At 64.7% G+C, this 24,052-nt stretch carries 25 protein-coding genes and 1 pseudogene; 6 read left to right on the top strand and 20 right to left on the bottom strand.

Features of this window, described 5'->3' with window-relative positions:
* Positions 1 to 8: 8 nt before the first annotated feature.
* Positions 9 to 845: a transporter substrate-binding domain-containing protein gene (locus tag EJ072_RS04305; protein ID WP_189342594.1), complete on the bottom strand. Its 837-nt coding sequence runs from the start codon at positions 843 to 845 to the stop codon at positions 9 to 11.
* Between the two features lie 202 nt (positions 846 to 1,047).
* The gene (locus EJ072_RS04310; RefSeq protein WP_126078714.1) at positions 1,048 to 1,737 is read right to left on the bottom strand and encodes an SDR family NAD(P)-dependent oxidoreductase; all 690 of its coding nucleotides are present in this window, start codon (positions 1,735 to 1,737) and stop codon (positions 1,048 to 1,050) included.
* Positions 1,738 to 1,927: 190 nt separating this feature from the next.
* On the opposite strand from EJ072_RS04310, the gene EJ072_RS04315 reads away from it, so the two are divergent.
* Positions 1,928 to 3,043 carry an anhydro-N-acetylmuramic acid kinase gene (locus EJ072_RS04315; protein ID WP_126078715.1) on the top strand — a complete coding sequence of 372 codons (1,116 nt, stop codon included), beginning with the start codon at positions 1,928 to 1,930 and terminating at the stop codon, positions 3,041 to 3,043.
* Between the two features lie 437 nt (positions 3,044 to 3,480).
* Here EJ072_RS04315 and EJ072_RS04320 read toward each other — a convergent pair whose 3' ends face one another.
* Both EJ072_RS04320 and EJ072_RS04325 read right to left on the bottom strand, forming a co-directional pair.
* Positions 3,481 to 3,903: a GNAT family N-acetyltransferase gene (locus tag EJ072_RS04320; protein ID WP_126078716.1), complete on the bottom strand. Its 423-nt coding sequence runs from the start codon at positions 3,901 to 3,903 to the stop codon at positions 3,481 to 3,483.
* A gap of 58 nt (positions 3,904 to 3,961) precedes the next feature.
* The gene (locus EJ072_RS04325; protein ID WP_126078717.1) at positions 3,962 to 5,146 is read right to left on the bottom strand and encodes an MFS transporter; all 1,185 of its coding nucleotides are present in this window, start codon (positions 5,144 to 5,146) and stop codon (positions 3,962 to 3,964) included.
* A 48-nt stretch (positions 5,147 to 5,194) separates the two neighbouring features.
* Between EJ072_RS04325 and EJ072_RS04330 the strand changes: the two genes are divergently transcribed.
* Positions 5,195 to 5,734 (top strand): Lrp/AsnC family transcriptional regulator, encoded by a 540-nt coding sequence (locus tag EJ072_RS04330; protein WP_126078718.1) that lies wholly within the window; start codon positions 5,195 to 5,197, stop codon positions 5,732 to 5,734.
* On the opposite strand, the gene EJ072_RS04335 is transcribed toward EJ072_RS04330, so the two are convergent.
* Together EJ072_RS04335 and EJ072_RS04340 are read right to left on the bottom strand one after the other, a co-directional pair.
* The gene (locus tag EJ072_RS04335; protein WP_126078719.1) at positions 5,731 to 6,234 is read right to left on the bottom strand and encodes a hypothetical protein; all 504 of its coding nucleotides are present in this window, start codon (positions 6,232 to 6,234) and stop codon (positions 5,731 to 5,733) included. The genes EJ072_RS04330 and EJ072_RS04335 overlap by 4 nt on opposite strands.
* Positions 6,235 to 6,243: 9 nt before the next feature.
* A complete protein-coding gene (locus EJ072_RS04340) occupies positions 6,244 to 7,074 on the bottom strand; it encodes a class I SAM-dependent methyltransferase (RefSeq protein WP_126078720.1) in 831 nt (276 codons plus the stop codon).
* Positions 7,075 to 7,159: 85 nt separating this feature from the next.
* On the opposite strand from EJ072_RS04340, the gene EJ072_RS04345 reads away from it, so the two are divergent.
* Together EJ072_RS04345 and EJ072_RS36495 are read left to right on the top strand one after the other, a co-directional pair.
* Positions 7,160 to 8,113 (top strand): LysR family transcriptional regulator, encoded by a 954-nt coding sequence (locus EJ072_RS04345; RefSeq protein ID WP_126078721.1) that lies wholly within the window; start codon positions 7,160 to 7,162, stop codon positions 8,111 to 8,113.
* A 91-nt stretch (positions 8,114 to 8,204) separates the two neighbouring features.
* A pseudogene (locus EJ072_RS36495) lies at positions 8,205 to 8,384 on the top strand (hypothetical protein); the annotation flags it as partial.
* Between the two features lie 70 nt (positions 8,385 to 8,454).
* Here EJ072_RS36495 and EJ072_RS04355 read toward each other — a convergent pair.
* Positions 8,455 to 9,306, bottom strand: coding sequence for a helix-turn-helix transcriptional regulator (locus EJ072_RS04355; protein WP_126078723.1), 852 nt, complete (start codon positions 9,304 to 9,306; stop codon positions 8,455 to 8,457).
* A 97-nt stretch (positions 9,307 to 9,403) separates the two neighbouring features.
* Between EJ072_RS04355 and EJ072_RS04360 the strand changes: the two genes are divergently transcribed.
* Positions 9,404 to 10,306 carry an SDR family oxidoreductase gene (locus EJ072_RS04360; protein WP_126078724.1) on the top strand — a complete coding sequence of 301 codons (903 nt, stop codon included), beginning with the start codon at positions 9,404 to 9,406 and terminating at the stop codon, positions 10,304 to 10,306.
* A 58-nt stretch (positions 10,307 to 10,364) separates the two neighbouring features.
* Here the strand turns inward: EJ072_RS04360 and EJ072_RS04365 are convergent, their stop codons facing one another.
* From EJ072_RS04365 to EJ072_RS04400, 8 genes are all read right to left on the bottom strand, one after another.
* The gene (locus EJ072_RS04365; RefSeq protein ID WP_189343212.1) at positions 10,365 to 11,072 is read right to left on the bottom strand and encodes a GntR family transcriptional regulator; all 708 of its coding nucleotides are present in this window, start codon (positions 11,070 to 11,072) and stop codon (positions 10,365 to 10,367) included.
* A 116-nt stretch (positions 11,073 to 11,188) separates the two neighbouring features.
* On the bottom strand, positions 11,189 to 11,917 hold the full coding sequence (locus tag EJ072_RS04370) for an aspartate/glutamate racemase family protein (RefSeq protein WP_126078726.1): 729 nt from the start codon (positions 11,915 to 11,917) through the stop codon (positions 11,189 to 11,191).
* Between the two features lie 11 nt (positions 11,918 to 11,928).
* Positions 11,929 to 12,651 (bottom strand): ABC transporter ATP-binding protein, encoded by a 723-nt coding sequence (locus tag EJ072_RS04375; protein WP_126078727.1) that lies wholly within the window; start codon positions 12,649 to 12,651, stop codon positions 11,929 to 11,931.
* Positions 12,648 to 13,427 (bottom strand): ABC transporter ATP-binding protein, encoded by a 780-nt coding sequence (locus EJ072_RS04380; RefSeq protein WP_126078728.1) that lies wholly within the window; start codon positions 13,425 to 13,427, stop codon positions 12,648 to 12,650. Before EJ072_RS04380 ends, EJ072_RS04375 begins: the two co-directional genes overlap by 4 nt.
* A gap of 3 nt (positions 13,428 to 13,430) precedes the next feature.
* Complete coding sequence (locus tag EJ072_RS04385; RefSeq protein WP_126078729.1) at positions 13,431 to 14,411, bottom strand: branched-chain amino acid ABC transporter permease; 981 nt, start codon at positions 14,409 to 14,411, stop codon at positions 13,431 to 13,433.
* Positions 14,412 to 14,418: 7 nt separating this feature from the next.
* A complete protein-coding gene (locus tag EJ072_RS04390) occupies positions 14,419 to 15,285 on the bottom strand; it encodes a branched-chain amino acid ABC transporter permease (protein ID WP_042638857.1) in 867 nt (288 codons plus the stop codon).
* Positions 15,286 to 15,366: 81 nt separating this feature from the next.
* Complete coding sequence (locus tag EJ072_RS04395; RefSeq protein WP_126078730.1) at positions 15,367 to 16,569, bottom strand: ABC transporter substrate-binding protein; 1,203 nt, start codon at positions 16,567 to 16,569, stop codon at positions 15,367 to 15,369.
* A gap of 157 nt (positions 16,570 to 16,726) precedes the next feature.
* Positions 16,727 to 17,008 carry a hypothetical protein gene (locus EJ072_RS04400; RefSeq protein ID WP_126078731.1) on the bottom strand — a complete coding sequence of 94 codons (282 nt, stop codon included), beginning with the start codon at positions 17,006 to 17,008 and terminating at the stop codon, positions 16,727 to 16,729.
* Between the two features lie 213 nt (positions 17,009 to 17,221).
* Between EJ072_RS04400 and hutH the strand changes: the two genes are divergently transcribed.
* Positions 17,222 to 18,718 carry a histidine ammonia-lyase gene (gene hutH / locus EJ072_RS04405; protein ID WP_126078732.1) on the top strand — a complete coding sequence of 499 codons (1,497 nt, stop codon included), beginning with the start codon at positions 17,222 to 17,224 and terminating at the stop codon, positions 18,716 to 18,718.
* 29 nt (positions 18,719 to 18,747) lie between these two features.
* Here hutH and EJ072_RS04410 read toward each other — a convergent pair whose 3' ends face one another.
* From EJ072_RS04410 to EJ072_RS04430, 5 genes are read right to left on the bottom strand one after another with little or no spacing between them, the layout of a single operon-like run.
* On the bottom strand, positions 18,748 to 19,515 hold the full coding sequence (locus tag EJ072_RS04410; RefSeq protein ID WP_126078733.1) for an SDR family NAD(P)-dependent oxidoreductase: 768 nt from the start codon (positions 19,513 to 19,515) through the stop codon (positions 18,748 to 18,750).
* On the bottom strand, positions 19,512 to 20,477 hold the full coding sequence (locus tag EJ072_RS04415) for a sugar kinase (protein ID WP_126078734.1): 966 nt from the start codon (positions 20,475 to 20,477) through the stop codon (positions 19,512 to 19,514). The genes EJ072_RS04410 and EJ072_RS04415 overlap by 4 nt, the downstream gene beginning before the upstream one ends.
* 21 nt (positions 20,478 to 20,498) lie before the next feature.
* Complete coding sequence (locus EJ072_RS04420; RefSeq protein ID WP_126078735.1) at positions 20,499 to 21,485, bottom strand: ABC transporter permease; 987 nt, start codon at positions 21,483 to 21,485, stop codon at positions 20,499 to 20,501.
* Entirely contained in the window at positions 21,482 to 22,513 is a 1,032-nt protein-coding gene (locus tag EJ072_RS04425; protein ID WP_126078736.1) for an ABC transporter permease, read from the bottom strand. The genes EJ072_RS04420 and EJ072_RS04425 overlap by 4 nt, the downstream gene beginning before the upstream one ends.
* Positions 22,510 to 24,036: a sugar ABC transporter ATP-binding protein gene (locus EJ072_RS04430; protein WP_189343213.1), complete on the bottom strand. Its 1,527-nt coding sequence runs from the start codon at positions 24,034 to 24,036 to the stop codon at positions 22,510 to 22,512. The genes EJ072_RS04425 and EJ072_RS04430 overlap by 4 nt, the downstream gene beginning before the upstream one ends.
* Positions 24,037 to 24,052 lie beyond the last annotated feature (16 nt).

Genomic DNA, 24,052 nt, shown 5'->3' on the forward strand with positions numbered 1-24,052 from the left:
GGCCATTGTCAGGCTTTGCTCCCCTGGCGATAGCGCGCAATGATCTCGTCGGTGTTGAGGACCTGCTGACCCCTTGCCAGATCGAGATAGAGATCGACAAAGGCCGCGAGATGCGGATTGGCCGGGCTAACGCCGACCGCGATTGTGTCGACCTTGTCCGTCAGCGTGATCGAGCGCGCGACGACAGTCATCGACGGGTCATCGACCATCAGCTTCTTGATCTCGAAATCATCGCGATAAGCAAGGTCGATCGTGCCATTGCGGATCGCGTCGATGACCGTGTTCCAGCCCGCGAAGCGCTGGATCGTGGCGTGCGGGAAAGTGGCCGCCGCATACGTGGCGAAGGACGAGCCTTCGATCACGCCGAGATCGCCGGAGAAATCGCGGATGATCTGTTCGGGCGGCTTGCCTTGCGTGATGCGCGCCAGGTTCACGCGATTGGCGAGCAGCCCCTGATGCAGCATGGCATAAGGGCGTGAATAGAGGATCGAGCGGCCGCGCTGAAGCGTGCGGCTGAGCTTGCCGATTGCCAGGTCCGCCTGACCGGAGATCAGTTTTTGCACCATGCCATCGAAGGTCACGGCGGACCGGTCGAACACGGATTCGACGCCAAGCTCGGCGGCTATGCCGCGCGCAAGGTCCATGTCGATACCCTTGTCGCCTGAGCCGTCGGCCGGAAAGAAAGGATCGGAGGCGAAAGCCGGCATGGCGATGCGCAGCTTGTTGTCGCTCACGATGGGTTTTGGAGCGTCTTGCGCCTTGGCCGGCGTGGCCATGGCTTGCGCCTGCGCGACCAGCAGCCCTCCGCCTCCGGCTGCAAACAGCGTGCGACGTGTAAGCGGCATGCCCATTCTCAATTCGCGCAGGAGAGCCGGACAACAGATCTGACCAGTCCGCAGTATGCACGCCGAAGTTAAGTAAAGGTATCTTTTATTTTTCCCCTTTTTACATTGCAGATCGCTAAAATGGCATCATCAAATATGCAGATCTTCTAAAATAGCGCAGCTCGCGGCGGGGCGCGTTGTTGAAGAGTCCTGTAGTGGGTCGTCAGAACGTCTCGACCCAAGGTCTCAGCTCGACCTCGAAGCTCCAGGCGCTGCGATGCTGGCGATGGACCGCAAGGTAGGTCTCGGCGATCGCGTCGGGCGAGAGGCGGCGGTCCGGGCGGTCGGGCTCTGGCGCCTGTCCGGCCGGCTCGATCTGGCCGTCGATGATGAAATGCGCAACATGAATGTTCTTCGGGGAAAGCTCGCGCGCCATCGATTGCGCCAGCCCGCGCAGGCCGAATTTCGGCATGGCGAAGCCGGCCGAGCCGGAAAAGCCCTTGAGGCTCGCCGTGGCGCCGGTGAACAGGATCGACCCCGAGCCGCGCGCCAAGAGCCGGTGCGCCGCCTGCTGGCCGACCAGGAAGCCGCCATAAGCGCCGACAAGCAAAGCTTGCTTGACCGCCTCGGGATCGAGGTCGGCGATCGGCCCGCGTGTGCGGCCGCTGGCGTTGAAGACCGCGATCTCGAGCGGGCCTGCCTTGTCGGCCGTCTCGAACAGCCGCTCGACGGAGGCCGCGTCCGACACATCGGTTTCGACGGCCAGCGCGCCGGTTTCCTTCGCCAGCGTCGCCAATTTGTCGACATTGCGCGCGGCAAGGACGACGCGGAAGCCCTCCCTGGCGAGAAGCCGCGCCAGCGAGGCGCTGAGCCCGGAGCCGGCGCCCGCGATCACTGCGATATTGGCTGCCATGGCATTTTCTCCTTGAGACAGGTCGGCAACGGTCGTGCAGGCTCGCGCCTTCGGCGGCAAGAGGCAAGAACGTGGTTGCTCGATTTTCGCCATTTGGCGCAAAAGGCCGCCGGCAAGGGCGAGCCGAAAGACTTGCCTGCCGCGCCGATCCGTCCGACACGTGGTTGGACGACGATTAGGGAACAAGACCATGGAACCAATCTGGGCCGTCGGGCTGATGACCGGCACGGTGCTCGACGGCAACATCGACGTGGCGCTGATCAAGACGGATGGTGAGCGCATCGCCGACACCGGCACATACACGCTGGCCCCTTACCCGCAATCAATCCGCGCCTTGCTCGAAGAGACGCTGCGCCAAGCCCGCGCCTGGAATTTCGAGGGAGCGGAGCCGGCGATTTTTCGCGAGGCAGAGGAGGCGCTGACGCGGGCGCAGTCGGCGGCGGTCAAGGATCTGGTCGAGAGCCAGGGCATGCGCATGGCCGAGATCGGCGTCGTCGGCTTCCACGGCCAGACGGTGCTGCATCGCGCGCCGCAGCCGGGGCGGATCGGTCGCACGCGCCAGCTCGGCGATGGCGAGCTGATGGCTTCGCTGCTCGGCACCAAGGTGGCCTATGACTTCCGCTCGGCGGATGTCGCGGCGGGCGGGCAAGGCGCGCCTCTTGCGGCCGCCTATCATGCAGCGCTGCTCAAGGAAGCCGATCCGAGCGGCAACACCGCCGTGCTCAATCTCGGCGGGGTCGGCAACATCACCTGGTGGGACGGCAAGGACAATATCGTCGCCTTCGACACCGGGCCGGCCAATGCGCCGGTCAATGATTTCATCAAGGCGAAGCGCCTCGGCGAGATGGACCGCGACGGCAGGCTGGCGGCTGCCGGCAGGGTCGATGAGGAACGGCTCGCCAGGCTCTTGCAGCATCCCTACCTGACGAAGCCCTACCCGAAATCGCTCGACCGCTTCGACTTCACCGCGGCGATGGCCGAGGGGCTGAACGCCGAGGACGGCGCGGCGACGCTGACGGCCTTCACTGTGTCGGCCGTGGGCAAGGCGCTCGACCTGTTGCCGCGCCGGCCGAAGCGGCTGGCGGTCAGCGGCGGCGGCCGCCATAACCCGACGATGATGGCGATGCTCGAAAGCCGCGCCGGGGTCGAAGTGGTGCAGGCCGAGACGCTCGGATGGAAGGGCGACGCGGTGGAAGCGGAATGTTTTGCTTTCCTCGCCGTACGCGTGCTGCGCGGCCTTCCGATCAGCTTTCCGAGCACCACCGGCGCGCCAGAGCCGCTGCGCGGCGGAAAGCTCGCGGGGTAGTTCCTTAACACAGAAGTTTTGACCGGTTGGTTAGGGTGCGTTGGTAGATCCCACGCCTTGGCGATTGGCCGAGACGCCTGTCGCGGTCGTCATCCACGGGCGGAGCAAGGAGCGAAGCGACGCGCGCAGACCCGAGGATCCATGCCGTGAATTGGAAGCGCCGCGGCGGTCCAGAAATTCTGCACCGTTGCACACTTCGGTCCAGGTAACGGCATGGATTCTAGGGTCTGCGCGCGTCGCTGCGCTCCTTGCTCCGCCCTAGAATGACGAGGTTCAGAAGCCTCCAGCTCATCGCCAACGTTTGCGCCGACTACCCCAGCGGACGTTGATAGCCTTGACCGACAAGCCTGCAATGTTTCAAAACCAATGTGTTGAGGAACTAGTTTGTTTTGCGCAATTCCGGACGGAAAACCGCTCCACAATTCCCTGGAATTGCTCTAAGGCAGCTTCTTCTGCAGGAAGACGCGCCGGCGGCCGATCGGGAAATCCGGCAATTCGCCGAACGGCTGATAGCCCTCACGCCGATAGACCTTTTCGGCAATTGGATTGAACGTGTCGATCCAGGCGCCATGGCACCCGCGCGCGACAGCTTCCTGTTCGGCGGCGTCGAGCATGCCGGCGGCAACGCCTTTTCCGCGCAGCCTTTCGTCGACCCACAGCCACTGCACGTAAAGCCAGCCCCAGGCGGTGTAGCCGGATATGCCGGCAATGACGGCGTCATGCTCGTCGCGCACGAAGACAACGAGAGGCTTCCTGCCTGAGGGGCCGACGTCATCATCATTGAAAGCGGTGAGACTTTCGCCCAGGAAAGCAAGGTCCCGCGGCAGGGGCTCGGCGGTGATCTCGAGCGTCGTCTTCATCGGCTGCGACTCCGGTTCACAAGCCAGCCTTAGCGAAGGTGTGAACGCAGATGCAAGCCTATTGCCGGGTGGACGACCGCCATGCCGCCGCGCCCGCCGCCACCAGCATCAATCCAGCGGCGACCAGGGCGCTGTTGGCGAAGCCGAGGCTCGTGTAGAGCGGGCCGAAGCCTGCCGTGCCGACGGTGACCGCGAGATAGGTGACCGCGCTGTTCAGTCCCATGATGGTGCCGCGCCGCGACGGGTCGAGCGCGGTGAGGCGCATGACCAGCACGTTCAGCCCGAGATGGTTGGCCAAGCCCCAGACGGCGATCGTCGCGATCAAGGGGCCGAAGGCGGTGCTGGCCAGCGCGATCGCGACATAGACGGCGGCGACCAGCAGATAGGCGAAGGGCATGACGCGGCGCGCCCCGAGCCGATCGATGACGCCATCCAGCAAGGCGGCCGCGCCGAAGCCCAGGCCATAGGCGACCGCCGCCAGGCCATTGGCGCTTACCGGCTCGCCGAGGGCTTCATGGAGATGATCGCCAAGATAGCCATAGACGCCATAGAAGGCGATCATGAAGGCGCCGCAGGCAATGAGCAGCGGCAGAATGCCGGGAACAGCGAGCGCGCCGAGCGGCGACGGCGCGGGACCGCTTTTCCTAGTGTCGTGCAGAGAGCTCATCGCCAGGCCGGCAACAGCTGCTGCCGCCAGCAACGCCACCGCCGCGAAGACGGCCCGCCAATGGATGAGATCGGCGAGCACCGCGGACAGCGAGACGCCGGCGACCATCGAGAGCGTCCAGCCGGTCAGCACGACACCGATGGTGCCGCTCTCGCGGCCGGGCGGCGCGATCGCGGCCGAACTGGCGTAGATCGCCGGCATGGCGATGCCGGCGGCAATGCCGGCGACGAGCTGGGCCGCCACCAACGTCGTCACCGTCGGCGCCAACGCGCTGGCGACCAGCGCGATGGCCAGAAGCAGCAACGCGCCCTGCAACATGCGGCGCGCGCCGATGCGGTCGATATAGCGGGCAAGGAAGAGCGCGCTGGCCGATGTGCCGAGGCCGAAGGCGGCGGCAGCCGTCATCACCGCCGGCACGCTGGCGCCGAACGACGCCGCGACGGCAGGCGCGATCGGTCCCAGAACCAGCGAATTAGAACCGATGACGGCGATGCAGCCGGTCAGCAGATAGGCGGCGGCCGGAATCGGCGCGCGCGGCGCCAAGGTTATAAAAGTTGATTGATTGCTGTTCGACATATCATCATAATGACCGAATTAAATTCCGCATCAAAGGAGAATTTCCATATGGACGCAGAAACAGATGACATTCAGCGGAACAAGCAACCGGCCCGCGAGATCGACCCGATCGACCGAAAGATATTAGGCGTTCTCGTCGAGGACGCGACCATCAGCTACGCCGATCTGGGCGAGCGAGTCGGCCTGTCGCCGCCGGCGGCGCATGAGCGGGTCAAGCGGCTGAAGCGCAGCGGCGCCATCCGCGCCACCTCGGCGATCATCGATCCAAGGGCGGTGAAGAAGCCGCTGCTCGCCTTCGTGCATATCGACACAAGGGGCTGGGGCAAGACGCCGGAGCTGATGGCGGTCTCCAAATATCCGGAGGTCGAGGAGATCCACACGGTCGCCGGCGACACCTGCATGCTGCTCAAGGTGCGCACAGAGGACACGCGGGCGCTCGAAGGCCTGCTCGCCCGTCTCTACGACACGCCCGGCGTCACCTCGACGCGCAGCTACGTCGTGCTGTCGACCTATCTCGAGCGCCCGGTGCAGCCCGAAATCACGGGCGAATGGCCTGCGCCCAAGCATATGGCAAATCCCATGTATTAGGCCGTTGCCGGCTGATGGCGCCTCGAACGCGCCAGCAGATAGAAGGCCGCGACATGCGTGATCATCAGCAGCGGCACGTAGATGACCGGGATCGCGTAGGTCGCGCCCAACTGGCCGGCATGGCCAGGAAGGTCGAGCATGACGCCATGATAGTAATCGCCGACAAGGTCGATCACGCCCACGACATTGAAGGCGACGACGAGCAGCCAGAAGATCGCGGGCCGCTTCGCCGCGAGCAACGCCAGCATGGCGAGCAGGCCGGTGGCGAAGTCGCCATAGGCGGCGAAGCTTGCGAAGCCAGGAGCAAGGTCGGGGCCGACAACGCCCGGGATCAGGAAGACGAGCCCGAAGAAGCGAAAGCTGTGCAGCGTGGCGATCGCGCGCTGCGCTTCTACCGGCTCCATCGATCTCAGCCTCGGCCAGATATAGGCGGTGAAGCAAAGAAGCCATGGCACGTAGCCGAGCCCAAGTTGGATGTTCAGGATCATCGCCGGTGACATCCGCACCTCCTATAAAGCCTTGGGGGGAACGGCTTCGAACACTGCTGTCAGAATGCCCAGCCGCCCTTCCATGAGATTGCGCCCGAGATTGGTGGTGAGTTCGGCGAAACCCTGCCCCATGACGACGCCGAGATTGAGCGACGGCGGACCGGAGGCGCGGAGTTCGGCGAACCAGGCCTTGGCTATGGCCGTGTCGTCGCGGCGGACCAGCGTGCCGAAGCCGGCGGCTTCAACCACCTCGCAAGTCGCTTCTGCGGTCAGCAGGAAGCTTTCGCCCGGCGTCTTCGCCCACGGCACCGGATAAAGAGGATCGCCGCCATTCAGCACGACGTCGAAGGTGGCGAATTTTCCGCCGGGTTTCAGCACGCGCTTGATCTCGCGGTAGAGCAGCGGCCGATCGGCGATGTTCATCGCCACATGCTGCAGAAGCACGGCGTCGAAGCGGCCGTCCTCGAAGGGCAGCGCCAACGCACTGCCGGTCTCGAACGACACGCTGCCGTCCTGCCCGGTCCGCGCGGTCAGATAGCGCGCGGCTTCGACGAAGGGCTCGCTGAGATCGACGCCGGTCACCTTGCAGCCATAGGTCGCCTCCAGGAAGCGAGCTGGCCCGCCGACGCCCGATCCGACGTCGAGCACCGACATGCCGGTGGTGATGGCGGCAAGTTCGGCGAGCTCGGCGGTCGCGGCCAGCCCGCGGGTGTGGAACTGGTCTAGCGCCGCCAGTTGCTCGGGCTTCAGCCGCTCTTCCTCAGGCCCAAAGACCGCCAGCGCCGTCTTCAATCGATCGGTCAGGCCGGTCGCGCGATAGTGATCGCGCACGCGATCGAGTTCGTCGGTCATTGCCAATTCCCTTCAGGCTTCCAAGCTCATGGAAGAAATACAACCGCTTTCTGCGAACCACTATCCGCGATAATGTCGATGGGTCATGAAGCAGAACTTCACAGTCAGGCATGGCGCCCTCGACGGCGTCGAGGCCTTCTTGAGTGTCGCGAAACACCGCAATTTCCGCAAGGCGGCGGCCGAGCTTGCCGTCACCCCGTCAGCGATCAGCCAGGCGATACGCACGCTGGAGGCGCGCATCGGCGCCGCGCTCTTCATCCGCACGACGCGTAGCGTGGGTCTCACCGAAGCCGGCGAGCGCTTTTTCGCCCGCGCCCGGCCGGCCTTCGAGGAATTGATCGCCGCGAGCGAGATCGCGCGCGGGATGGGCGAGCGGCCGGCCGGGCTGTTGCGCCTTTCGGTGCCGCCGGCCGTGGTGCCGGTGTTGCTGGAGCCGATGATCGCCTCCTTCTGCCAGGCCTATCCAGAGATCGAGCTGGAGATCGTCGCCAGCGGCGAGTTGGCCGATCTCGCCGCCGAAGGATTCGATGCCGGCATTCGCATGGGCGATCTGATCGCGCCCGACATGGTCGCGGTGCGGCTGACGCCGTCCTTCCCGATGGTAGTGGTCGGCAGTCCCGACTATCTGCGCCGGCGCGCGGCGCCGGAGCGCATCGAGGATTTGCGTGACCATGCCTGCCTGCGCCTACGCCGCTCCAACGGTTCGGTCGCGCCGTGGTCCTTTGTCGACGGCAACAAGACGATAGAGGCGATCGTCTCCGGACCGCTGATCGCGCACGACTATCCTTCGCTGCTCGGCGCGGCGATCCAGGGCATCGGACTGGCGCAGGTGCCTGGTCCGATCGCCGAGGCGCCGATCGCCGATGGGCGCCTGCAGGCGCTGCTCGGCCGCTTCGCGGTGACCACGCCGGGCGTTTTTCTCTATTATCCGGAACGGCACCAGGTGCTGCCGAAGTTGCGCGCTTTCATCGACCACATCAGGCAGCCGGGCGGCGCCGAGGCTTCCGCGAAGCGATCGGGCAGGCAGCGGCAAAGCTGACGCTTCAAATCCGACGGTTTACTGAGCCGGCTGTGTCCGAGATATTTGAGCTGCATGCATGGTTGGAAGCGGCGCGCAGGCTGTGGACGCGCCACTCGACCGCATCGCCGGGGAAACCGGCTTCGGCGATCTCGGCCGCATGCGTCGCGCTTTCATGAGGAGCTTTGGCCAACCGCCGCAGGCGCTAAGGCGCGCGGAGGGCGACCAACTGGGCTCATTCAAGGTCATAAACATCTTCCACGAAGGAGTCGGACGGCGGATATTACCCTAACCGGATTGCCTTTGTGCCCCTGTTTCCGCTTCGCCGCCGCACTTTGGCGCAGTTCCGGACATGGTGACCATCACTTTGCGGCGCGCGATGAGATCAGCGATTGAATGCGTTCCGCATCCGCCTGCGTCGCGGGGTTGTAGACGATCATGCCGAGCTCCGGCCGGCCGTCAACCGCGAACACCGAGAACTCCAGTTCGATCAGTCCGATCTCGGGATGCCGCAGACGCTTCAGGCCTTCGCCATGCGGGGGGACGACGTCATTGTCGCGCCATAGCGCCTCGAATTCCGGACTGATCCGGCAAAGCTCTTCGACGAGCTGGGTGATTTCCGCTCCTGCGCCGGCCCTGGTGGCATCCGCCCTGAAGGACGCGACCACGAAACGCGCGACGCTCCGCCAGTCGTCCTGCGCGTCGCGCACGCGCGGATTGCCGAACATCAGGCGCAGGATGTTGCGCTGCTCGCGCGGCAGCTTGGAATAGTCGGTGAGCATCGCTGCCGCGGCCCGGTTCCAGGCCACCACATCCCATGTCGCGGTCTTGATGATTGCCGCGCTGGGGTCCAAGGCATCGAGGACGCGCTGCAGGCGCGGCGTGACGCTGTCGACGTTTTTGTAACGAACTTCCGGCGGCCGCCCGAGACCCAGCATGAACAGATGCTCGCGCTCGGGCTCGGTCAGCATCAGCCCGGTGGCGATGCGGTTCAGCACATCGGCGGACGGCGCGCCGCCCCTCCCCTGCTCCAGCCAGGTGTACCAAGTGGGGGAGATATTGGCGCGCTGCGCCACCTCTTCGCGCCGCAGCCCCGGTGTGCGCCGGCGACCCGTGGCGAAGCCGAAGGCCGCCGGATCGAGACGCATGCGGCGATCACGAAGAAAGGCGCCCAGCTTGTTGGTCGTCTCCTTGTTGGCGGTCGCTAGGGACATTGCCATCCTGTTGGCTATTATACCATGATAAAGTCACTACTTTAACAGAATGAGTTATAGCGCAAATAAGGCCTCCGAACAACCACAGGAGACTCCCATGCGTGTATTCCTTACCGGCGCGACCGGTTTCATCGGTTCCAGAATCGTGCCTGAGCTTCTCGCCGCCGGCCATCAGGTGCTTGGCCTGACCCGCTCCGAGGCCGGCGCGCGGTCGCTTATCGCCGCCGGCGCCGAGCCCCATCGCGGCGACCTCGAAGACCTCGACAGCCTGCGCGACGGCGCGGTGAAATCGGATGCGGTGATCCACACCGCCTTCGACCACAATTTCTCGAATTTCGTCGCCAATTGCGAGAAGGACAAGCGGGTCATCGTAGCGCTGGGCGGCGCGCTGGCCGGCTCGGACCGGCTGCTCATCATCACGTCGGGTGTCGGCATGGGCTCCGCCGAACACGGACAGCCGGCGAGAGAAGACGTCTTCAACACCGACCATCCCAATCCGCGCATCCTGTCGGAGCTTACCGGCGCGGCGATGGCCGAGAAGGGCGTCAAGGTGTCGGTGGTGCGCTTGCCGCAGGTGCATGACACGGTGAAGCAGGGCCTGATCACGCCACTGATCGCCCAGACGCGCGCCAAGGGCGTGTCGGCCTATCTCGGCGAAGGCCGCAACCGGTGGTCGGCGGCGCATGTGCTCGATGTCGCCAAGCTCTACCGCCTGGCGCTCGACAAGCAGGAAGCCGGCGTGCGCTACAACGCCGTTGCCGAGGAAGGCATCCCGATGCGCGAGATCGCGGAAGTGATCGGCGCCGGCCTCAACGTGCCGGTGGTCTCGCTGTCGCAGGACGAGGCAGCGGACCATTTCGGGTGGCTCGCCATGTTCGCCGGCCTCGACCTGCCGGCGTCGAGCGAATGGACGCGCGCGCATCTCGGCTGGCAGCCGACCGGACCCGGGCTCATCGCCGACCTTAAGCAGATGGACTATTCGCAAGCCGCCACGGCATAGATGGCTCCCCGGGGCGGTTCGGCAACCAAGCTGAACCGCCTCAACGTCCCCAGTTGGGTTAGGCGCGCAACAGATCCGCCAAACTGTCGGATTTTTCAACCTTGTCCGTGAGATCGAGTCCCGACAGCAGGTCGACCAAGTGGCTGTTCATCAAGGCGGCCGCGTCGGCGCTGTTGCCGACTTCGATCGCGTCGACCAGGGCGTGATGGGCGTGCTTCTCGCAGGTTGCGTCACGGCGCTTCCAGTAAAGAGCGATGATCAGCGAGGAGTGCGAGACGAGATCGCGCACGAAGTTGGTGAAGACCGAATGCGCCGCGATCTCGGCGATGCCGACATGGAAGCGCGCCGACAGCATGATGGCGTCGCTGTCGCGGCCGTCATGCAGCGCCTCATGCTCCTTTTCGAGATGGAGGCGCAATTGCACGATGTCCGACGGCACCGCCGCCCTGGCGGCAAGCGCCGCCACCTTGGGCTCGATCAGCGCCCGAGCCTCGAACACCTCGCGCGCCTCCATCTTCGACGGCTGCGCGACAAAGGCGCCGCGATTGGGCTCCAGCCGTGCCAAGCGGTCGTGCGCCAACGCCTGCAGAGCGGCGCGAACGACGGTGCGGCTCACCGAATAAATCGAGGCAAGCTCGTCTTCCGGCAGCTTCGTGCCCGGCGCGAGGCGATGGCTGACGATGGCGTCCCTCAGCCCATAATAGATCGGCGACCAGCGTGCCGCCGGCTTGTCTTCTCGATCATCTTCCCTGAGTACCGTCAACATGCTCTTCAACGCGCAGGCGTAGCACGCCTGATTTGCCTCCATTGGTAGAGGTCGGTTCAATCTAATATGGCTTGCGCGGTGGTCAATCCCGGGCAACCAGCCTTACACGACCTGTCTCAGTCGGCCGGCGACAGCGAGGCGAATATACCGGCAAACTGCTTGCCGCGCGGCGCCGCATAGCCGCCGATCTTCGATGTCTTCAAGCCGACCTTGAACAGGCTCTCGGCCAGCGTGACGGCGCAGACCACGCCGTCCAGCACCGGAACGCCATGCTCCTCGGACAGGCTGCGCGCCAGGTCGGCCATGCCGGCGCAGCCGAGCACGATCGCCTCGGCATGGTCCTCGCGAATGGCGCGCGCAATCTCCTGCGATATCCGATGTCTTGCATTCGAACCCGGACGTTCGAGCTCAAGCACGGCGACATCCGATGAGCGCACCTTGGCGCAGCGCGAGGCGAGGCCGTATTTGGCCAGATTGTGCTCGATCGCCGGCACCGAGCGGGCAAGCGTGGTGACGACGCTGAACTTGCCCGCGACAAGGCTCGCCATATGAAACGCCGCCTCGCCGATACCGATGACGGGAGCCTCGGTGGCGCAACGCGCGGCATCGAGGCCGGTATCGTCGAAGCAGGCGATGACATAGGCGTCGGCCTGTGCTTTGCCCATCTCGGCGATGATGCCGGGTATCGCGAAGACCTCGTCGAAATAACCTTCGATGCTCGGCGGGCCGTCGGCGGGATTGACGGCGACGATCTCTGTCGGGCCGGAGGCGACGCTTGCCGCCGCCTCGCCGATCTTGGCGGTCATCGACTGGGTGGTGTTGGGGTTGATGACGAGAATGCGCATGCCAATCAGCCTCAGATCTCGCCGCCGAGATAAAGACGCTTGACCCGGTCGTCGGTCAGCAGTTCGGCGGAGTTGCCGCTCAGCGCAACACTGCCGGTGGTCAGCGCATAGGCGCGCTGCGAGATGCGCAGCGCCATACGCGAATTCTGCTCGACCAGGAGCACGCTGACCTTCTCGTCGCGATTGATGGCGACGATCGAGCGGGCGATGTCCTGGACGAGCTTTGGCGCGACGCCCAGCGACGGCTCGTCGAGCAGCAACAGTTTCGGCTTCGCCATCAGCGCGCGGCCGATGACCAGCATCTGCTGCTCGCCACCGCTCATCGTGCCGGCGGCCTGCGAGAAGCGTTCCTTGAGCCGCGGAAAGCGGCCCAGCACCATCTCCATCGATGCGGCGATCTCGGATTTGCTGGTGCGCGTGAAGGCGCCCATCAGGAGGTTGTCCCTGACTGACATATAGGGGAAGACGCGGCGTCCCTCCGGCACCATGGCGATACCCATCTTGACGATCTCGTCAGGCGCGGCGCCGTCGATCCGCTTGCCGCTGTAATGGATTTCGCCGGACCGGATCTTGCGCAGGCCGGTGATGGCGCGAAGGATCGACGATTTGCCGGCGCCGTTGGCGCCGATCAGCGCGACGGTCTCGCCCTCGTTGACCTCGAGCGAGACGCCCTTCAGCGCGTAGACGTGGTCGTAATAGAGCTCGACATTCGCGAAGTTCAGGATCTGGTTCATAGGCCGATCGCCTCGTCTTCGCTGCCGAGATAGGCCTCGATCACCTTGTCGTTGGCCTGGATCTCCGACGGCGTTCCCTCGGCGATCTTCTGCCCGAAATTGAGCACCACGAGCCGGTCCGAAATCTTCATCACAGCCGGCATGTCATGCTCGACCAGAAGTATGGTCAGGCCACGCTCGCGCAGACGCCGCACCATCTCGACCATGCGCATCGTTTCGTCATGGTTCATGCCGGCGAAGGGTTCGTCGAGCAGCAGGATGGAAGGATTGGTGGCGAGACCGATGGCGATGCCCAACGCCCGCAAATGGCCATGCGGCAGGTTGCGGGCAATCTCATAAGCTAGCGAGGAGAGGCCGAGCAGCGCCAGAATCTCATCGGCCGATTGGCCGAAAGCCGCTTCGTCGGCTTTTGCCGTGCCGGTGCCGAGGAAGAAGCCGAACAGGCTCGCCTTGGAGCGCAGATGGTGCGCGATGATGACGTTGTCGCGCACGCTCATGTTCTTGAAGATGGTGGTTTCCTGGAAGGTGCGCACCACGCCCCTGCGGGCGGCGATGTGCGGCGCGAGGCCGGAGATGCGTTCGCCCTTCAGGCGCACCTCGCCTGTCGTCGGGCGCAGGAAAGACGAGATCAGCTTGAACAAAGTCGACTTGCCGGCGCCGTTCGGACCGATCACCGACAGGATCTCTTTCTCGCGCACCGAAAAGGAGACGTCGTTGACCGCGACCAGACCGCCGAAGCGTTTGGTGAGACGCGAGACCTCGAGCATTTCGGCCATGGCTCAACCCTTCTTCCGGGTCGTTTCGGCAAGGCTGAGCAGGCCGTTGGGCAGCACCAGCATCAGGACGATCATCAGGGCGGAATAGATGAGCAGCTGGAACTGGCCGGTCTGGAACAGAAGGTCCCAGCCGAAATAGAGCACCAGCGTGCCGAGCATCGGACCGAACACATAGCCGAGGCCGCCGAGGAAGCAGTTCAGCATGAAGTTGACGGAATCGGTGACCGTAAAGCTCGACGGGTAGATCGACTGCGAGATGGCGGCGAAGATGGCGCCGGAAACGCCGCCGAAGAAGGACGAGACGGCATAGGCGATGACGCGCAGATAGGCGATGTTGACGCCGATCGAGGAGGCGAGCTCCTCGTTCTGCTGCAGCGACTGGCACAGCTTGCCAATGCGCGAATTGACCAGCCGGTACATGATGGCGAAGCAGACCACCATCAGCGTAACCGCCAGCAGGTAGAAGGCGAGCCGCGAATTCTGCAGCGTGGCGAAATCGGGGATGAGCGTGATGCCGAAGACCGACAGCGCGCCGGGCAGCGGGATGCTGACGATGCCCTTGGCGCCGTTGGTGATCGGCAGCGCCAGAGCGAGCAGGCGCGCAACCTCGGTCAGCACCAGCGTGACCATGGCGAAATAGACGCCGCGCAGGCGCAGGATCGGCAGGCCGATCAGCACGCTTGCGGCGGCGCAGAACAGGCCTGCGGCTGGCAGCGTCAGCCAAAACGACCAGCCATGGTTCATCACCAGTATGGCCGAGACATAGCCGCCCATCAGCGCATAGGCGCCCTGGCCGATATTGATGCGTCCGATGTAGAAGGTGAGCCAGACGCCGGCGCTGGCGATGCTGAGCAGCGCCACCGAGGTCAGCGTGTAGTAGAGGTCGAAGCGGCCGCTCGACGAGATCGCAGCCGGCACGGCGATGAAGACGATCGCGAGGAAGGCGACGACCGCGGCGATCCTGGTGTTGCGATTGACGGTCATGGCGCCATCAACCCCAGGGCTTGCCCATCAGCCCGTTGGGGCGGACCGACAGGAACACCATCAGGGCGGCGAAGATGACGAGATAGGTGACGTCGCCATATTCGCGCAGCACGGTGAGGCCGACCGACTCCATCATGCCGAGGATGAAACCGCCGGCGATCGCGCCGCCGACAACGCCGGCGCCGCCGATCATCACCATCAGGAAAGCCTTGATCGAGATCGGCCCTCCAATACCTGAATTGACACCGGTGATGGTGACCAGCAGCCCGCCGACGACGCCCGCTAGCATGGCGCCCATGGCGAAGCCGATCATCGAATAGCGGTCAACGCGGACGCCCATAAGCTGGGCGGCGACACGGTCCTGTGCAAGCGCCCGCATGGCGCGGCCGACCCGGCTGTACTGCATGTAGAGCACGAACGCCGCGATGAAGACTATCGCCAGCGCGCCGACGACGATGCGGTCGTAGGGCATGATGATGCCAACGTCGTTGAACACGCCCTTGACGATTTTGGGAACGCCGCGCTGCTTCTCGCCGAACAGAAGCAGGATGACGGCGTCGAAGAAGAAGGCGGTCGCGGCGGCCAGTAGCATGGTGCTTTCCTCGCGATGGCTGCGCCGGATGACGGTTCGGAAGAGGAATTTCTCCATCAGCGCGCCGATGACGGCGAGCGTCACGCCCGAGGCGAGCAGCGCCACCACGAAAGGCAGGCCGAGCTGGCCGTAGACGGTGTAGGTGATGAACCCGCCCAGCACATACATCTGGCCGTGGGCGAAATTGAGCACGTTCATCAGGGCGAAGATCAGGGTCAGCCCCAGCGCGATCAGCGCATATTGGGCACCGAGATACAATCCGTTGGCGATGACCTGTTCCATGGATACCTTCGATCTTCCATCGAGTCCGGCCTATCGACCGGACCCCATGGCAAGCTTGAGGAAATACGCTCGAAGGTTACGCTAGTCGACGGAGCCGACGAACAGGGTCTGGAAAGCGCCGTCCTTGTATTCGTTGACCACCATCGGCACCGAGAGCTGGCGCTTCTGGCCGAAGGACGTCGCGCCGACATAGCTGAGCTTCGCGTCGCCCTTCAGGAAGGGATTGGGCGCGGTGAAGGTGTCCATGGTCTTCTTGAATTCGGCGACATCGCTGATGGCCGCCGGATTGGCCTTCAGCGTGTCGAGGATGTATTCCAGCGCGTAGACCTTGGTGTTGGACTCGTCGTTGTATTCGCCGAACATCTTGGTGTAGCGGGTGACGAATTCCTTCATCTCGTCCGAAGCGATCTCCGGCGTGGAGGCGCCGCCGACGGAGATGAAGCCGTTGGCGTATTCGCCGGCGCCCTCTTCCAGCACCTTGGCGTCCTGCGCGGTTTCCGTCGAGATCAGACCTTCATAGCCAAGCTCGCGCGCGGCGCGGATGAGCAGCGGCGCGTTGGCGGGCGCAACGCCCGACAGGACGAGCAGATCGGGCTTCAGGGCGACGATCGGCGTCAGCACCGGGGTGAAATCGCGCGTGTCGTTCTGGTAGGTGTCGTTCTGGGCGACGACTTCCAGCCCGAGAGCCTTTGCCGCCTCGACACCGGAGTCGCGCTGGCTGAGCGGGTCGGATTCATTCGCCGCAACAAAGGCGATCTTCTTCACGCCCTTGTTTTCCTTCAGATATCTATAGATCGCCGGACCGGACTGGTAATTGGCGATCATGCCCAGCACAGCATTGGAAGCCGGCTTCTGGTAGAGCGCCTTGGGGAAGGCGTAGGGGAAATAGATGATGCCGTTGGCCTCGGCGACCGGGCGCACCGCGGCGGCGCCGTCATCGACATTCGGGCCGACGACATAGTGGATGCCTTCCTGCGCCATTTTCTCCATGCCGGCGATGGCGCGCTTGGGGTCCTTCTGGTCGTCGAAGGTGACGATGTTGATGTTGTAGGTGTCGTTGCCGATCTTGACGCCGCCGGTCTCGTTTAACCAGGCGGCGCGCGTCTGCATCGAGCGCACATTCGAGGTGCCCCAGGCGGCGGCCGGGCCGCTGGTGACGCCGACAAAGCCGATTTTCAGTTCCTTGTTTTCAGCCTGCGCATACGAAATGCCGACAGCGGCAATGGCCAGGGTCGAGACGGCGCCGAGCGCCATGGATTTCAGAGTCGAGCGACGGTTGATCATATCAGTAGTTCCCCTTGTTATCGCGCTTTGTGTTTTGCTCAAAGGCTGCGCGGATAGCGTTAAGGGAAACCGCCTAGGGCGGATTGTCAACATCTTTCTTAGGTATTGTATACAATGTTTCGCGAGAATGTGTGCACCCGTCAGTATGGGTCGAAGGCTACTTCCCGCAATGGTGGTCGTTGATCTTGTTGATCGCATTCGCGTCCGGCGCGACGCGGCCGTAGGAGCAAGCGCCAGCGGCGGTGGTGAACAGCTGCCGGTCGTAGTAACGCGGACCGCCGAAGAGCTGATAGAGAAGATCGTCGCTGGCCGGAACGTAGCGCTCGCGCTCGACCGGCTGATAATGGCGATGATGATGCCTTTCGCCCGCAACCGCTTGGGCGGACACGGTCGCGGCCGTGGCCAGCACGAGCGCAGAGAGGGTCAGGTACTTCATCATCGACGGCAACCTTCTGGCAGTTTGGATCCGCAGCATATCCAAAATCACCAGTCGCGCAAAAGTTTCCCGTACCGGGCATTTGTCGCCGCCGCGCCGCTAGCTGAAGAAAGATAACGGCAATCGCGACGGCGGATTTTCGACAATGGCCGGCTGCGATGCCGGATATCCTGCATTCGTTCGGCCACCATTCCCGGAGGCCCAAGGAATAGCCCGATGACAGCCAGAGTGATCGTTCTCGACGCCAAGCCGCTCAGCACGGAAGATGTCGCCGAGATCGCGCGGCGCAATGCCCGGCTCGTGCTCGGCGAGGAAGCCATGCGCCGCATCCGCGCAAGCAGGGCGCTGATCGAACATCTTACCCAACTCGGCAAGCCCCTCTACGGCGTCACCACCGGGCTCGGCGCCTGTGTCGACACGCCGCTGGCGCAGGCGGACCTGATCGCGTTCCAGCACAGTGTGCCGCTCAGCCATTCGATGGGCGCCGGTCCATCGCTGCCGACCGAGGCGGTGCGGGCGCTGATGGTCGCGCGCATCTGCGGCATGGCGGCGGGCGGCACCGGCACCTCGGAGGGTGTGGTGCTCGGCCTGCTCGCGGCGCTCAACGCAGGCGTCCATCCGGTCATTCCAAGCTGGGGTTCGGTGGGCGCAGCGGACCTCGCGCCGCTCGGCCATCTGGCGCGGGCGCTGCGCGGCGACGGCGAGAGCGAATATCAGGGCAGGATCATGCCATCGGCCGAGGCGCTCAAGCTCGCCGGGCTCGAACCGCTCGACCTGCGCGAGAAGGACGGCCACGCCATCATCGTCGCCAACAGCCTTTCGACCGGAACGGCGTGCCTCGCGCTTGAGGAGGTCGCTTGCCTGATCGACTGGTCGCTGGCGGCGGTGGCGCTGAACTACGAGGCATTCCGGGCGTCGCTCAAGGCCATCGACGAGGATGCGCTTGCGGCGCGGCCCGCCTTCCGCCAAGTCGAGATCGGCGCGCGGTTGCGGGCCGAGCTTGTGGGCAGCGGGCTGTGGCACGACAACGCCGCGCGGCGCCTGCAGGATCCGCTCAGCTTCCGCTGCGTGCCGCAAGTGTGGGGCGGGCTCCTCCATGCCTATGAGCAGGCGAAACTGGCGACGGAGATCGAGCTTGGCCATTCAGGCGACAATCCGGTCATCCTGCCTGAGGCCGAGCGCGTCGTCTCCAACGGCAATTTCGACCTGACCGCCTTCACGCTGACCTGGGAAAATCTGGGCCAGGCGCTGGCGCATTGCGCGGTCGGCACCGCCAACCGCTCGATGAAGCTGATGTCGCCGACGGTCGCGGAACTGCCGCGCTTCCTGTCGGCGAAAGGCGGCAGCCGCCAGGGCTTTGCGGAACTGCAGAAGCCGGTCGCCGCGCTCGAAGCCGAGATCCGGCACCTCGCCAATCCGATGTCGCTCAGCCCCCTGGCCATTTCGGACGGCGTCGAGGACCAGTCGTCGATGGCGCCGCGCGTCGTGGCCAAGACGGCAGGCATCATCGAGCGCCTGCGCTATCTGGTGGCGATGGAGCTGATCTTCGCGGCCACCGGCGTGCAGTTGCGCGGCGTGCTGGACTCGATGGGCGAAGGACCGCGGCGCAGCTACGAAGCCGTGCGGGCGCTGGTCGCCCCGCTCGACGACGACCGCGAGATGAGCGCCGACATGGCGCGCGTCGCGCGCATGGTGGCGGGGCCGCGGCTGTAGAGCGAGCCTCCAGGCCACCGCTGCAAGCCTCAGTGGTAGTAGATACCGCCGTCGACGTTCAGCGCCTGACCGGTGACGAAGGCCGACAGGTCCGAGGCGAAGAACAGCACCGGACCGATGATATCCTCGGGCGCGCCGAGGCGCTTCAGCGCCGCGACGTCCTCCCAATGGCGGATCGCGGCTTCGCTTCCCAGATTGTTCTTGCCCATCTCGGTCAGGATGATGCCGGGGCAGATTGCGTTGACCGTGACGCCGTCCATGCCGACCTCCTGCGCCAGCACGCGGGTGAGCGTGATCACCACCGCCTTGGTCGCCGCATAGTGGCCTTGCGTCGGCACGCCCTGCCGGCCGGCGATCGAAGCGATGTTGATCACCCTGCCCGACTTCCTGGCGCGCATATGCGGCAGCACCGCCTGGCACATCATCAGCACGCCCTTGGCGTTGACGTCGAAATGCGCGTCCCAATTGGCCTCGTCGAGATCTTGCAGCAGGCTGGGCTTGAGGATGCCGGCGTTGTTGACCAGCACGTCGATGCTGCCTGCCTCTTCAAGCAGGGCCTGCGCGGTCGCCTCGATGTCCTTCTTCTTGCTGACGTCCATCTTATAGACATAGGCCTTGCGGCCCGCGGCCTCGATCTCGCCCCTGGTCACGTCGAGTTCCGCCGCCTGCGACGGCAGATCGGTGATGGCGACATCGAAGCCGGCTTCGGCAAGCCCCTTCGCGAGCGCCCTGCCGATGCCGCGGCTGGCGCCGGTGACGAGAGCCGTCTTGCCCTTGGCTTCAGGAAGAATGGTCATGCTGCTTCCACCTTTGATGTCTTGACCGGAAGCGAATTCATCGCCGCGACCGTGTCGTCGAATGAAACGAGTTTGCCGTCGGAACCGAGCCCCATCGCCACCTTGGCGGCGACCGCGCTGGCAAAACGCGCGGACTGCCTGAGGTCCCAACCTCTGACGACGCCGACGATGATGCCCGCCGTGAAGGAATCGCCGCAGCCCGTTGTGTCGAAGACCTCGGCCTCGAAGGCCGGCAGATGGAAATCTTCGCCATGTTCGGGCGAGACATGAACGCCGTCGGCGCCCAGCGTGATGATGCAGTTCTTCACGCCTCTCGCCTTGAAGAAGGCCGCGACGCGGGCCGGATCGCGGTCATACGCCATTTCGCCGGCTTCGTCGATGCTGGGCACGAAATAGTCGATGTAAGGAAGGCACGGCTCGACCAGCTTCCACGTCTCGGGCGTCGCCTGGATGAGATCGAAGGTGGTGACGCGTCCAAGCTCCTTGGCGCGCTTCAACAGCCTGACGGTCGGTTCGCCATCGAAGCGCTTCAGGAGCCCGGTGCCGCCGACATGGACGACGGTCGCATCGAGCGCGGCATCGAGATCGGCATCGGCGACCTCGAACAAGGTGGCAGTGCCCGGCACATGCAATGCCGGCCGCTCGCCGTTCGGCCGCACCGGCAGGATGGTGGACGAGGTCTGGACGCTGCCGTCGCGGCGAACGAGGCTCGTCTCCAGGCCGTATTTCTTCAGCTTGGCGAGAAACCAGTCGCCCATGTCGTCGGTGCCGAGCGTGGTGACGGCCCTGGTCTTCAGGCCCAGGATGGCGCAGTCCATGCCGGTCGCGCCGGCGGTGCCGGCGACCGTCATGCGGATCTCCTCGATATAGTCGGCGCGACCGCCTTCGGGGATACGCGAGACCGGCCGTCCGAGGATGTCGAGAACGTAGAAGCCGATCGAGCTGACGTCGAATTGGGGCATGGCTGACTTGACCTTTCGAATTCAATGGGCGGCGCGACGTAGGCCGAAGCTTGCGGCCAGCACCAGGAAGACGAGCACGCCGATGCCGACCTGCTGCCAGTAGAAATTCCAGCCGACCAAAAGCAGCCCGTTCTTGACGATGGCGAGCAGCAGCACGCCGAGCAGCGTGCCGATGACCGAAGGCTTGCGCTCGCGACTGAGCGTCGTGCCGATGAAGGTGGCGCCGATGCCGTCGAGCAGGAAGGCATTGCCGGAGAGCGGCACGTAGGACTTCACCGTCGCCGACAAGAGGATGCCGGTGACGCCGGCAAGCAGCGCGCACAGAACATGCACCATCGACAATTCGCGCGGCACGCGGATGCCGGAATACCAGGCCACGCCCGGCTGCGCGCCCATCGCCTGGACATAGCGGCCGAAGACCGAGCGATGCAGCAGGACATGAACGGCGAAGACAAGGACGATCAGCACGATGACCGGCGTCGGTACGCCGAACAGAGCGGTGCGGGCGATGGCGTTGAACTGGTCCGCTGCATAGCCGCTCGTGAGATAAATCGGCTGGCCGCCGCTGGTGGCGAGCTGCTGCGTGCTCTGGCCGATGAAGAGGACGCCGAGCGTCGCCAGGAACGGACTGATGTTAAGCCTGGTGATCAGGATCGCGTTGAGGATGCCGACGATCAAAGCGGCGCCGAGTCCGCCAGCGACGCCGACGATGCCGCTATAGCCGGCGGCCAGAAGCATGACGAAGATCATGCTTGCCATGTCGACCGAGACGCCAACCGAGAGATCGATGCCGCCCGACGAGATGACGATGGTGAGGCCGAGCGCCACGATCGCCAGCATGACGACATTGTTGACCAGCACGTTGAAGAGGTTGGCCGGCGTGAGAAAAGTCGGACTCGCCACCGAAAAGAAGATGACGATGGCCGCGAAGGCGATGAGCACACTGTATTTGGCGAGGAAGCCGCGCAGGCTCACCTTGGCGGTGGTTTCATTGGCCGAGATGCTCATCGCGAACCCTCCGAACCGCGGGCAAAGGATGTGATCGCCACCACCAGCAGGATCAGCGCGCCCTGCACGCCGTTGACCCAGTAGCTGGAGACGTTGAGCAGTTGGAAGCCGTTCGCGAGCAAGCCGATGAACAACACGCTGAGCAGCGTGCCCCCCATGGTCGGCACGAAGCGGCGCGAGAAGACGGTGCCGAGCAGCGCCGCCGCCAGCACCGACAGAAGCAGCTCGCCGGAGCCGGGCGTGCTGGCCGACAGGCGCGAGACGGTGAGGATGCTCGCCACCGCCGCGCAGAAGCCGCTCAGCACATAGGTGAAGGACACGTAGAACGGCACGCTGATGCCCGCCGCGCGCGCCGCTTCCGGGTGTCCGCCGACGGCGTAGAGCCTGAGCCCGAACGACGTGCCGTGAACGACCACGATCATGATGGCGGAGAAGACGATCAGCGCCCAGGCAAGCGCGGAGATGCCGAGGAAGCTGCCCGACACCAGCACGCCGAGCAGCGGGGAGGATGCGCCGACGACCGTGTTCTGGGTGAGGGTGAGTTCCATGCCGGCCGCGACATTGAGCACGGCAAGTGTTGCGAGCAGCGGCAGGATGCCGAGCCCGACCACGGCAAGGGCGTTCAGCGCGCCGACCGCCATGCCGACGGCAATGGCCGCGATCACCGAGAGGAAATCGCCATAGCCCATCGACAGAAGCGTCGCATAGATCGCGGCGCAAAGCCCCATATTGGCGGCGATCGAAAGGTCGATGCCACCTTCGGTGACGTCGGAGCCGCCGCCGATGATGACGGCGGTCATGCCATAGGCGAGCACGCCCAGGATCGCCGACTGCTCGACGACGTTGATCAGGTTGAAGGTCGAGGTGAAGCCCGGCGCGAAGACGACGAAATAAGCCATGATCGCGGCGAAGGCGGCGATCGCGCCGAGCCGCACGACGAGCGCGCCGAAGCGGCGGCCGGCGCTCTTGGCCGCGGCCTGCTTTTCGTCGGAAACACCGACGTCTGTGTGGAGGACAGTCGCGCTCATGCAGCCACTCCATCCATGGTCGAACGTGCGCCCGACGAAGCCGCCAGCAGCACATCGCTGTTCATCGCAGAACCGGAGAAGCTGCCGGCAAGCCGGCCGCGATAGACGACCAGCACGCGGTCGCAGACGCCGACCAATTCGAGCAGGTCGGAGGACAGAAGCAGGATCGCCGCGCCCTCGCCCGCCAGCCGATTGAGAAGATTGTAGATCTCGACCTTGGCGCCGACATCGACGGCCACCGTCGGCTCGTCCAGCACATAGACGCGCGACTGGCAGCTCAGCCATTTGGCGATCGCCACCTTCTGCTGGTTGCCGCCGGAGAGCTCGCGCACCAGCGCGTCGCGATGCGGTGTCTTGATCGACAGCTCCTTGATCAGACTGTCCACCGCCTGGTTCTCGCTGCCGCGGCTGACCAACCCGCTCTTGGAATAGCGGCGCAGGCTGGCCAGGGAAATGTTCTCGCGCACCGAAAGGCCGAGCGCCACGCCATGGGCGCGGCGGTCTTCCGGCAGCATGGCGATGCCGTCGCGCACCGCTTTGACGGGCGTCGACAGGGCAAGCTCCCTCCCCTCGACCTTGACCCGGCCGCCCTCGGCAGTCTTGAGGCCGAACAGGCACTGGACGATCTCCTTGGCGCCTGAGCCGAGCAGGCCGGTGAGGCCGACGATCTCGCCGGCGCGGACGTTGAAACCGATATTCTCGAAGCTGCCGCCGAGACGAAGCTTGGAAACCTCCAGCACCGGCGCGCCTAAATTGACCGAGCGCTTCGGGAACATCTCGCCGACATCGCGGGCGATCATCATCGCAATGATCTCGTCGATCGGCGTCTGACGCGGGTCGACCGTGCCGACATCGGTGCCGTTGCGCATCACGGTGACGCGGTCGCAGAGCTTCTCGATTTCCTGCATGTAGTGGGAGATGAAGACCACGGCGATGCCGTCGTCGCGCAGCCGGCGCAGCACGTCGAACAGGCTGTCGACCTCGCGCTTGACGAGCGCCGCCGTCGGCTCGTCGAGCACCAGCACCGAGGCTTTTTGCGCCAAGGCGCGGGTGATCTGCACGACCTTCTGCTGCGCCGTGGTGAGATCTTTCACAAGCGTTCCGGCCGGCAGTTCCATGCCGAAGAAGCGCTTCAGCAGGTCCGCGGCCCTGCGCTCCATGGCGCGGCGGCTTACGAACGGGCCAAGGCCGATCTCATGGCCGAGGAACACGGCCTCGCCGACCGTCGCGGTAGGCACCAGCAGCCTGTCCTGGTGGATGAAGTGCACGCCGAGCTTTTCGACCGAGGCCGGTGTCAGCGAAGTTACGGTCTCGCCGTTGATGAGGATCGAGCCGCTGTCCGGCTTGATGATGCCGGCCAGCACCTTGATGATGGTCGACTTGCCCGCGCCGTTCTGGCCGACAAGGCCGAGGATCGAGCCGCGCGCGATCTCGAGGTTCGCGTTTTCCAAGGCGCGTACCGGACCGAACCGTTTCGAAATGCCTGTCATCGATACAGCAATGTCACGCTTTGCTGTCTGCATGGCCGTCAATCCTGGT

The organism is Mesorhizobium sp. M2A.F.Ca.ET.046.03.2.1, from assembly GCF_003952425.1.
Taxonomy (GTDB): Bacteria; Pseudomonadota; Alphaproteobacteria; order Rhizobiales; family Rhizobiaceae; genus Mesorhizobium.